This window comes from Craterilacuibacter sp. (assembly GCF_051659485.1).
Lineage (GTDB): Bacteria > Pseudomonadota > Gammaproteobacteria > Burkholderiales > Chromobacteriaceae > Craterilacuibacter.
In genome coordinates this window covers 1-10,497 of the sequence record NZ_JBOFOO010000410.1, presented here as the reverse complement: position 1 = coordinate 10,497, position 10,497 = coordinate 1, and the positions used below count along the sequence as shown (strand labels likewise).

At 57.9% G+C, this 10,497-nt stretch carries 7 protein-coding genes; 3 read left to right on the top strand and 4 right to left on the bottom strand.

All coding sequences use genetic code 11. The features are described from left to right. On the top strand, nucleotides 1-1,279 hold a 1,279-nt coding region (locus ACRC1E_RS13895; protein ID WP_438515683.1), incomplete at its 5' end, for a methyl-accepting chemotaxis protein. A gap of 73 nt (nucleotides 1,280-1,352) precedes the next feature. Here the strand turns inward: ACRC1E_RS13895 and mnmC are convergent. Both mnmC and mnmH read right to left on the bottom strand, forming a co-directional pair. Continuing rightward, a complete protein-coding gene (gene mnmC, locus ACRC1E_RS13890) occupies nucleotides 1,353-3,341 on the bottom strand; it encodes a bifunctional tRNA (5-methylaminomethyl-2-thiouridine)(34)-methyltransferase MnmD/FAD-dependent 5-carboxymethylaminomethyl-2-thiouridine(34) oxidoreductase MnmC (RefSeq protein WP_438515682.1) in 1,989 nt (662 codons plus the stop codon). Then, complete coding sequence (gene mnmH / locus ACRC1E_RS13885; RefSeq protein WP_438515681.1) at nucleotides 3,338-4,381, bottom strand: tRNA 2-selenouridine(34) synthase MnmH; 1,044 nt, start codon at nucleotides 4,379-4,381, stop codon at nucleotides 3,338-3,340. The genes mnmC and mnmH overlap by 4 nt, the downstream gene beginning before the upstream one ends. An 18-nt stretch (nucleotides 4,382-4,399) precedes the next feature. Between mnmH and selD the strand changes: the two genes are divergently transcribed. After that, on the top strand, nucleotides 4,400-5,443 hold the full coding sequence (gene selD / locus ACRC1E_RS13880) for a selenide, water dikinase SelD (protein WP_438515685.1): 1,044 nt from the start codon (nucleotides 4,400-4,402) through the stop codon (nucleotides 5,441-5,443). A gap of 82 nt (nucleotides 5,444-5,525) precedes the next feature. Here the strand turns inward: selD and ACRC1E_RS13875 are convergent, their stop codons facing one another. Then, nucleotides 5,526-6,011, bottom strand: coding sequence for a hypothetical protein (locus ACRC1E_RS13875; RefSeq protein WP_438515680.1), 486 nt, complete (start codon nucleotides 6,009-6,011; stop codon nucleotides 5,526-5,528). Nucleotides 6,012-6,146: 135 nt separating this feature from the next. On the opposite strand from ACRC1E_RS13875, the gene clpB reads away from it, so the two are divergent. Further along, complete coding sequence (gene clpB, locus ACRC1E_RS13870; RefSeq protein ID WP_438515684.1) at nucleotides 6,147-8,723, top strand: ATP-dependent chaperone ClpB; 2,577 nt, start codon at nucleotides 6,147-6,149, stop codon at nucleotides 8,721-8,723. A 96-nt stretch (nucleotides 8,724-8,819) separates the two neighbouring features. Here the strand turns inward: clpB and ACRC1E_RS13865 are convergent, their stop codons facing one another. Continuing rightward, nucleotides 8,820-10,193 carry a peptide MFS transporter gene (locus tag ACRC1E_RS13865; RefSeq protein WP_438515679.1) on the bottom strand — a complete coding sequence of 458 codons (1,374 nt, stop codon included), beginning with the start codon at nucleotides 10,191-10,193 and terminating at the stop codon, nucleotides 8,820-8,822. Between the last annotated feature and the right edge of the window lie 304 nt (nucleotides 10,194-10,497).

Sequence of the window (10,497 nt, the reverse complement as noted above, 5' to 3'; positions counted from 1 at the left end):
TAAGGACGGGACTGCGCTCAAGCCGATTGCTGGCGTGATTCCAGCGCTGGATAGTGCCACGATATCCAGTATGGCGGCCTCTTTGCAGGCGCGCAGTATGCAGATAGACGGCAAGGAATTCCTGGTCGAACTCAAGCCGGTAGATGGCAGCGACTGGGTGCTTGGTGTTGCACTGGATCAGGCCGAGATCGATGCGCCGCTATATCGCATGTTGGGCATGATCATCGGCGGGGTGGCGCTGGTGTGTACGCTGGTACTGCTACTGTGTTCGGCCTATCTTGGGCGCCTGTTGCAGGGCTTGTTCCGGGTACGCGATGCGATGCGCGAAATCGCGGCCGGCGAAGGTGACCTGACCCGGCGCATCGATGTCAGCGGAAACGATGAAGTGGCGCAAACCGCGCAGGCATTCAACCAGTTTGTGTCTAGCCTGAACGGCATGTTCCGTGAACTGCAGGGTGAGGCCGTGGCATTGGGGCAAGGGGTGGTGCAGGTGGGGTCTACTGTCGACAAGCTTGCCGATGATTCGCACGCGCTGGCCGATATTTCCAGTGCCAATGCGGCAGCGATTGAGGAAGTCAGCGTCAGTATCGCGCATATTGCCGATGCAACCCGTGAGGCCGACCAGCTGGCCCGTACCTCCGGGCAGGCGGCCGATGCCGGTGTGACCGATATGCAGCATATCAGCGACAAGATGCTGCAGACCAGCCAGTCGGTCACGGATCTGGGGGCTTTACTGACTTCGCTGGAGCAGCGCTCGCAGGAAATTTCCAAGATTACCAGCGTGATCAGCGATATTGCCGATCAGACCAATCTGCTGGCGCTGAATGCGGCAATCGAGGCGGCGCGTGCCGGCGAGCAGGGGCGCGGCTTTGCGGTTGTTGCGGACGAAGTACGCAAGCTGGCCGAACGGACTGCGCAGGCGACGGTGGAAATCAGCGGCATGATTGATAGCATACTCGCCGAAACGGGGCGGGCCGTTGGCAATATGCAGCACACCACATGTTCGGTGGGTGACAGCGTGAATCTGACGCAGGGTGCGCGCCAGCGTATGCAGGATATTACCGAGACCATGCGTCAGGTGGTGGAGCGGGTGGGCGGCATCAGCCTGTCTACCGGTGAGCAGCACAACGCGACCACCGCGATGGCGCAAAGTACCGAATCGATCAATAGCCAGATCATCAGCTCCGATGCCGACTTGCAGCACGCGCGTGCGACACTGGCGCAGTTGGCGCAGCGGGTACGGGTCATGGAGGCTGCATTTAACCGCTTCAAACTTTAAGCTATTTGTTTCGTATGGTCGTCAAACAGCCCGTCAGCTCAAGCCTGACGGGCTATTTTTTGTCGGTATAAAGTCATGCGCGCTGGGGCTTTTTGCCGGGCTTGGTGCGAATCAGTGTGCGCAATAAAAAGCGGTTGGGGGACAGGGCATCCACCACCGCCTTGGGTAAGGGCAGCGGCTCTTTGCAGGCGAGGCTGGCGATCAGTTCGCCCGCCAGCGGTGCCGTGACCATGCCGCGCGAGCCGTGGCCGCTGCTGATGTACAGGCCATCCAGCCACGGCATTATTGTGCCCAGTTTGAGGCTGGCATCACGGGCAAGGTCGGCGTAGGCCGTTGTAAATCCCTGCTGATCGGCCAGCATGCCGACCAGCGGCAGGTAGTCGGGCGTGGTCGTGCGCAAGGCGGCGCGTCCTTTAAGGCTGGCTGGTGTCAGCTTGTCACCTTCCAGTGCCTGATACAGCGCCGGGTTCAGCCCTGCAAGCATGGCCAGATTCTCCGTGTGCTCGGCAGCCGATACCTCGCTGTCACTGCGTTCGTAGTTGAAGCTGGCGCCAAAGGTGTGGCCATCATCGGCTGCCGGTGCAATATAGCCCGCGCCGCACAATACGGTCTTGAGCTGGCGGCTGGCGGTGCTGGCCGCTGCGACCGATACCTGACCGCGTACCGGTTTGAGTGGCAGGTGTGCACTTTGTGTAAACAGGGTGCTGGCGTTGGCGCAAGCGATGACCACAATATCGGCAGGTAATGTCTCGCCGTTTTCCAGCCCGGCTTGCCAGCCCTGGGCAGACTGGGCCAGTTTTTGGACCGATGCTCCGTAGCGGCAAGTGATGCCTTTACTTGCGAGCAGGGCGGCGACCAGATGTGGCGGCTTGATCCAGCCGCCTTCAGGGAAAAACAGACCGTCTTGCTCGACCGGTAAGCCGGCAAGTTCGCTGGCTTGCGCTGCGCCAACCGCGTACAGCAGGCTAGCCGGAAATGCGGCGGCCAGTTGTGACTGGCGCTGGCGGGTCGCTTCGTCGTGTGCCAGTTGCAATACCCCACAGTCATCCCAGTCAGTGCCGCGATTTTGCCGGGTCGCCAGCGTGCGCAGGCTATAGCCATAACCGGCAAGCAGCAACCGGGTTTGTGGCGTGGAATGAGCCGAGAGCTTGAGGTAGAGCACACCTTGCGGATTGCCGGATGCTTCTAGTGCCGGCGCCGCGTGCCGCTCCAGCACCGTCACGTCAAAACCGCGGCTGGCCAGACTGGCAGCGGCGGCAGCACCGGCGATGCCGGCACCGATCACGATGGCGCGCCGCCCGTGGCAGGCAGGCGGGCGCGCCAGCCATGGTGCTTGCCATGCGCGAGTCTCGGTGGCATTGCGTGTGCCCACGGTCATTGCCCATTTGCGGCCAAAACCCGGAGTTTTTTTGATGCTGAAGCCGGCAATAGCGAGCTCGCGCCGTACAAAGCCGGCGCTGGTAAAGGTGGCGAGGGTCGCGTCGGGCGCGGATAGGCGGGCAAGCTGTTTGAATAGCGGTGCTTGCCACATCTCGGGGTTCTTGACCGGCGCAAAACCATCGAGGAACCACGCATTAACCTGTGCATCCAGCTCGGGCAGGGTTTCTAGCGCATCGCCTATCAGCAAGGTCAGGCTGACGCGTCCCTTATCCAGCAACAGGTGCTGGTAGCCTGCCTCTATCCCGTGGTAAGCGTCTACTAGCTGCGCGGCTTCCCGCGCCAGCGACGGCCAGGCGGCCAGTGCACGGCTGAGGTCTGCGGGACTCAGCGGATGTTTTTCTACGCTGACGAAGGCCAGACGGGCGCTGGCCGGTGCCTGCGTCTTGAATAGCTGCCAGGTACAGAGGAAATTAAGGCCGGTGCCGAAACCGGTTTCGCCCACGGTAAAGGTTTCACCCGCAGCGAGATTGGCAAAACGCCCGGCCAGCCGGTTGCCGTCCAGAAATACGTAGCGGGTTTCATCCAGTCCGCTGTCGCGGGCAAAATAGACATCACCATAATCCAGCGACGATGGTTGTCCGTCCTGCCAGCTTAAACGGGCATGTAAAAGCGGTGTACTCATGCTACGTGCAGCGTCTTTGCGATATGTGCGAGCTCTTTATGCTCCAGCGAGTGCAGTGTAATGGCCTGCGCTTGTGCCAGATGCACATAGTGGCGATCCATGGAGCGCAAATACAGCGGGTCGTAGTGCAGGGTGAGGAGCTCGCCGACCAGTGCGCCGAATTCGCCGCTGCGTATCAGGCTGGACCAATGGCCCAGTTGCTCGCCCGAATGCACGGCCTTAAGGAAGCTCAGTTGCTTGATCAGGCTTTCCGGATCACTGACGTAAAAATCGTAATCTTCCAGCAAGAAGCGTACGCGCTCGGCCAGCGGTACATCGACCAAGAGGCAGGGGCTTTGATGCATGCGTTCGAATAGCGCCAGCGGTAGCGTCACTTGGCCGACTTTCTTACTTTCAGACTCGATAAATACCGGGCACGACGTATCCAGTTGCCGGATGGCGGCCAAGAGCTGCGAATCGAACGATTTCTGGCTGGGTTGTGGTGAGCCGGGCAATTTGCCCAGTACTGAGCCTCTATGGTTGGCGAGGCCTTCCAGATCCAGCACCTGATGGCCGGCACGGGCAAACGCATCCAGTAGTCTGCTTTTGCCCGAGCCGGTCGGCCCGCATACGACGCGCAAATCCAGCGTGGCCGGCAGTGTCTCCAACTGGGCCAGTACATCGTGGCGGTAGGCTTTGTAGCCGCCTTGCAATTGGTAAACCGGCCAGCCAACCTGCGCAAAGACAGTGGCCATCGCTCCCGAACGCTGGCCGCCGCGCCAGCAATAGATGATTGGGCGCCAGTTGCGCGGTTTGTCGGCGAACTGTTCTTCCAGCGCCTGCGCAATATTGCGGGAAACCAGCGCAGCACCCACCTTGCGCGCCTCGAATGGTGATACCTGCTTGTACAGGCTGCCGACTTCATGGCGCTGGGCATCGTCCAGTACCGGGCAATTGATGGCGCCGGGGATATGGTCTTCGGCAAATTCGGACGGTGAACGGACGTCGATCACCTCGTCAAATTGCCCTAATTGTGCTACGGTCGCGGGCTTGAAAAGCATAGTATTTGGAAGGACTTTATCGTGTCCGAAGTAAGATTGACCCAATTGTCTCACGGCGGTGGTTGCGGTTGCAAAATCGCGCCGTCAGTGCTCGAAACCATACTCGCCAGTACGCGCGAGAAAATGGTATTTCCCAATTTGCTGGTCGGCACCGAAACGGCTGACGACGCAGCTGTGTATAAACTGAACGAGTCGCAGGCGCTGGTCGCCACCACCGACTTCTTCATGCCCATTGTGGACGATGCCTTCGACTTTGGCCGTATTGCGGCGACCAATGCGATCTCCGACATCTATGCCATGGGCGCGACCCCCATTATGGCGCTGGCGATAGTCGGCATGCCGGTGAATGTGCTGCCGGTGGAAACCATACGCGACATTCTGGCCGGCGGTGAATCGGTGTGTCACGCAGCGGGTATCCCGATTGCCGGTGGTCACTCTATTGATGCCCCCGAGCCTATTTATGGTTTGGTGGCGATGGGTATCGTGCACCCCGATCAGCTCAAGCGCAACGCCGATGCCAAGGATGGCGATGTATTGATTCTGGGCAAGGGGCTGGGTGTGGGGATTATGGCGCAGGCCATGAAGCGAGGCGAACTGGATGCGGACGGCTATGCAGCACTGATCGCTTCCACCACCCAGCTCAATACCGTGGGTGCCAAACTGGCGGCCTTGCCGGAAGTGCATGCACTGACCGATGTGACCGGCTTCGGCCTGATGGGCCACCTGCTGGAAGTGTGTCGCGGCGCCAGACTGAGTGCCGAGGTCACATTTGAGCACGTACCGGTAATACGTGAGGCGCGTCCGTTTGCCGAGGCCGGCATCGGCCCTGGCGCGATCGAGCGCAATCAGGCTAGTTTCGGTCACGATATCGACTACGCTGCATCCTTGGCTGAATGGAAGCGCCGTATCTTGGTCGATCCGCAAACCAGTGGCGGCTTGCTGGCGGCTGTCGCGCCGGAAAAGGCCGATGCCGTGCTGGCTATGTTCCATGAGGCGGGCTTTGGCTACGCTTCGGTGGTCGGTCGCCTGCATCAGGGGCCGGCGCGGGTCAGCGTGATTTAAAGGCGGATAGCTGCTGCCCCATTTAACCCGTTCTGCACTGGCTGCCGGACGGGTTTTTTAATGCAAGTGAGGCGGCGGCAACTTAGAAAGCGTAGCGCAGGTTGAAAGTGGTCACGGGGACATTGCCCCGGTAGTTGCCGGCCTTGATTTTGGGAATATAGCCGACTTCGAGTGCCAGCTTGGGAGTGCCTACGGTCAGTAAAGGGATGGCAATCAGGCCGTTTATATCCGAGCCCTTGAGGTAACCTGCCAGCAAAACCACACCCGCTTCCCAGTCGCTGGCGATGGGCCATACCCGGCGCCAGCCACCGGCGGCAAACACCGCTGTTTCTGCATAAGAGTCTCTATAAGCGCCGGTTCTGGCGAGTAGCCGGCCACCGGCCCATGTTGGCTCAAAATTCCACTCCAGACCCAATCCGGGGTTGAAACCGTTCAAGTCACACTGGTAGCGTTGCGGGTTGCAACTGCCGTGAAGAGATGCGCCGAAGACAAGCAGGGCGGGCGCGGCCGCAATCTGTCCGGCAAGCAGCCATAGCGAAATGATGATGCTCAAGCGTATGGTCTTCATGGTTATTGCCCTATAAATACTGCGCTGCCTACGATGCTCCATGAGCATAGGCAATGCGGGGCACAACTATCCACTTGAAATAGCACGATTTATTCCCCACGTTAGTCGGTAGCAAGATTCACCCTGGAGAGCATGATGCGATTTGACAAACTCACAACCAAATTTCAGCAGTCGCTGGCGGAAGCACAAAGCTTGGCGCTGGCGGGTGATAATTCTTATATCGAGCCGCAGCATTTATTGCTGGCGATGCTGGAGGATGCCGATGGCGGTATGGCGGGGTTGTTGTCGCGTGCAGGTGTGAATGCAGCCGGCCTGAAAACGGGTTTGCAGCAGGCGCTGGAGCGGCTGCCCAAGGTGCAGGGTGGGGATGGCGAAATTACCGTGTCGCGTGACCTGAATAAATTATTGAACCTGACCGACAAGGCCGCAATGCAGCGCGGCGATGAGTACATCGCCAGCGAAATGTTTTTATTGGCGCTGATGGACGATAAGGGTGAAACCGGCAAACTGCTCAAGCAATATGGTGCAACGCCAGCAGCGGTGAATGCCGCGGTGTCGGCACTGCGCGGTGGTGAGGCTATCGGCAGCCAGGATGCAGAGGGGCAGCGCGAGGCCTTGAAAAAATATACCCTGGATCTGACCGAGCGTGCCCGTGCGGGCAAGCTTGACCCGGTGATAGGGCGCGATGACGAGATTCGCCGTGCGATTCAGGTGCTGCTGCGTCGAACCAAGAATAACCCGGTGCTGATCGGTGAGCCGGGGGTGGGCAAGACCGCCATCGTCGAGGGGCTGGCACAGCGTATTATCAATGGCGAAGTGCCGGACAGTCTCAAGGGCAAGAAGTTGCTGGTACTGGATCTGGCCAGCTTGTTGGCGGGTGCCAAGTTCCGTGGCGAATTTGAAGAGCGGTTGAAAGCCGTGTTGACTGATCTCGCCAAGGACGAGGGCAATACCATCGTCTTTATCGATGAAATCCATACGCTGGTGGGTGCCGGCAAGGCCGAAGGGGCGATGGATGCCGGCAATATGCTGAAGCCGGCACTGGCTCGTGGCGAGTTGCACTGCATGGGAGCGACGACGCTGGACGAGTATCGCAAGTATATCGAGAAGGATGCGGCGCTGGAGCGACGCTTTCAGAAGGTATTGGTGGATGAACCTTCGGTCGAGGACACCATCGCCATTCTGCGCGGGCTGAAAGAAAAGTATGAAATCCATCATGGTGTCGATATTACCGATCCGGCGATAGTGGCGGCGGCCGAGCTCTCCCACCGCTATATCACCGACCGCTTCTTGCCGGACAAGGCGATCGACCTGATTGACGAGGCAGCCTCCCGCATCAAGATGGAACTGGATTCCAAGCCGGAAGAAATGGACAAGATGGATAGGCGCTTGATCCAGCTCAAAATCGAGCGCGAGGCGGTTCGGCGGGAGAGTGACGAGGCCTCGCAGCGGCGTCTGGCACTGATAGAAGACGAAATTGCGCGCCTGTCCAAGGACTATTCCGATCTGGAAGAAATCTGGAAAGCAGAGAAAGCCTCGCAGCAGGGTAGCCAGAGCATCAAGGAAGAAATAGACAAGCTCAAGAACGAGATGGAAGAACTCAAGCGCAAGGGCGATTGGCAAAAGCTGGCTGAACTGCAGTATGGCAGGCTGCCGCAGCTGGAGGCGCAACTGACTGTTGCCGAAAAAAGCAGTGATGAGGCCGTTGCCGATCACCGGCTGCTGCGCACCGAGGTGGGGACCGAGGAAATCGCCGAAGTCATCAGCCGCATGACCGGTATCCCCGTCTCCAAAATGCTGACCGGCGAGCGCGACAAATTATTGCATATGGAAGATGTGCTGCATCAGCGCGTAGTCGGGCAGGACGAGGCCGCGACGGCGGTGGCCGATGCCATCCGCCGTTCGCGCTCGGGTCTGTCCGACCCGAACAAGCCTTACGGCTCCTTTCTGTTTCTGGGGCCTACCGGTGTAGGCAAGACCGAGTTGTGCAAAGCACTGGCCGGGTTCTTGTTTGATAGTGAAAGCCACCTGATCCGTATCGATATGTCCGAGTATATGGAGAAGCATTCGGTTGCCCGGCTGATCGGTGCGCCTCCGGGCTATGTCGGTTATGAGGAGGGCGGTTATCTGACCGAGCAGGTACGGCGCAAACCCTATAGCGTGATTTTGCTGGATGAAGTGGAGAAGGCACATCCGGATGTATTCAATGTGTTGCTGCAGGTGCTGGACGATGGCCGCTTAACCGATGGGCAGGGGCGTACCGTAGACTTTAAAAATACGGTGGTGGTGATGACCTCGAATATCGGTAGCGAGCAGATTCAGGTCATGGCGACCGATGATTATCAAGTGATCAAGCTGGCAGTGATGGCCGAGGTCAAGGGTTATTTCCGCCCCGAGTTCGTCAACCGTATCGACGAAGTGGTGGTATTCCATGCGCTGGATGAAAAGAATATCCAGTCCATCGCCCGCATCCAGCTTAAATTGCTGGAGTCCCGTCTGGCCAAGCTGGAGCTGGGACTGGAGGTATCGGATAGCGCGCTAAGCCTGTTGGCCGAAGCGGGCTTTGATCCGGTCTATGGCGCGCGACCGCTTAAGCGTGCCATCCAGAGCGAGATTGAAAACCCGCTTTCCAAGGCAATTCTGGCCGGGCGTTACCTGCCCAAGGCTATTGTGCGTGTCGATGCCAGAGATGGCGTACTGGTGTTCGAGTAAGTAGAGACGCTGGGCATGCTTGTTTGACCGCTATGGATGGATAGGCAAAAAAATGGGGAGGGCGAAAGCCCTCCCCATTTTGCCGAATCTTACTTCTTAGCTCAGACCGTGCATCATCTTCTTGAGCGTGCTGGATAGCGCGAACAAGATCAGTGCTGCCGTACCGGCCATAAACACGAACAACATAAAGAAGTCATGCAGATTGTTGACGGCATAGCCCAGCAGTTGTGGCACCGGCTTGCCAGGCTCCGGGTACAGTTCGGACAGCATGCCGGCAAACTTATTGGCGGCGGCATTGGAGACAAACCAGATCCCCATCATCATGGAGGTCAGTCGTGCCGGCGACAGCTTGACCACCAGCGACAGGCCGATAGGCGACAGACACAGTTCGCCAAAGGTATGCAACATATAGAGGCTGACCAGCCACATCATGCTGACCTTGGTGTCGGCAGTCACACCGCTGACACCAAAAGCAATCACCAGATAACCCAGCGCCAGAAACAAGAGGCCGATTGCCATTTTCATCGGCGAGTTCGGTTCGACGCCGCGCTTACCCAGCTTGGTCCATAGCCAGGCAAAGATAGGCGCGAACAGTACGATGGAGATCGGGTTGATCGACTGGAAGTAGGAGGCCGGAATGGTAAAGCCCAGTACATTGCGATTGGTTTGTTCGGCAGCAAAGAAGGTGAGAGAAGCTCCGGCTTGTTCGAAAGCCGACCAGAAAAAGATCACGAAGGCCGACAGAATCAGAATCACGGCCAGTCGCTGCTTCTCGATATAGGTCAATGGTGCATGCTTGATGGCGTTGCCCGAAGCGTCGCGCTTGGAAACTGGCGGCAGACCGATGGCTTTGCCTTCCGGTGTCACCAGATGCTTGTCCTTGAAGAAGATGAATAGGCAAAGCGAGATCAGCATGCCCACACCGGCAGCAAGGAAGCCCCATTTGAAGTCATCCGGATTGCCGGTATCCCCCAGTGTCCCGCAGACGAGTGGCGCCAGTAGCGCGCCTGAATTAATGCCCATGTAGAAAATGGTAAAGGCAGAATCGATGCGCTGGTCCCCGGCGGGATACAACTGGCCGACCATGGACGAGATATTTGGCTTGAACAGGCCATTGCCGGCAATCAGTAGTCCCAAGCCACCATACAGCCATGGTGTGGCGGTGGCCGCGTCGGTATGGAATAGGCCGGAGGTAAACATGGCAAACTGACCGGCGGCCATTAACAGAGCGCCGACAACGATGGAGCGCCGGTTTCCCCAGTAGCGGTCGGCAATATAGCCACCCAGCAGCGGTGCAAAATACACCAAGCCGGTAAACGAGCCGTAAATCTCGGAGGCCTGCACCTTGTCGTACATCAGGGCATTGACCATGAACAGTACGAAGAGGGCACGCATGCCGTAATAACTGAAGCGTTCCCACATCTCGGTGGCGAACAAAAGGTAGAGCCCTTTTGGATGCTGGCGGAGCATGTTGTTATGTCCTTTCTCGTGACCCTGTGTGTTTTTTTAGCCCGCTTGATGTGGTGTTATAGTGCGGGCTTCTATTTTCAGAAATACCATGATTCAACCCATTAGTTCAATATTAAATTATTAAATATTGATGCTTATTTTTTTTGGGTAGGTTGCATTTGCGTTTGGTATTGTCTGGTGGCTTTGGGCGTGCTACTTAAATTGTTGATATTTAAGGGTTATGTGTTTTTTGATTTTTTTGTCAGCATGGAAAATAAGAAACGGGGCTAGCGCCCCGTTTTGCGTGGGAGGTGTTGGATGGCTT

What these genes read in the sequence shown, in the direction of transcription:
- mnmC (WP_438515682.1), bottom strand. Translation starts at nt 3,341, where the DNA reads ATGAGTACACCGCTTTTACATGCCCGTTTAAGCTGGCAGGACGGACAA.
- mnmH (WP_438515681.1), bottom strand. Translation starts at nt 4,381, where the DNA reads ATGCTTTTCAAGCCCGCGACCGTAGCACAATTAGGGCAATTTGACGAG.
- ACRC1E_RS13875 (WP_438515680.1), bottom strand. Translation starts at nt 6,011, where the DNA reads ATGAAGACCATACGCTTGAGCATCATCATTTCGCTATGGCTGCTTGCC.
- clpB (WP_438515684.1), top strand. Translation starts at nt 6,147, where the DNA reads ATGCGATTTGACAAACTCACAACCAAATTTCAGCAGTCGCTGGCGGAA.
- ACRC1E_RS13865 (WP_438515679.1), bottom strand. Translation starts at nt 10,193, where the DNA reads ATGCTCCGCCAGCATCCAAAAGGGCTCTACCTTTTGTTCGCCACCGAG.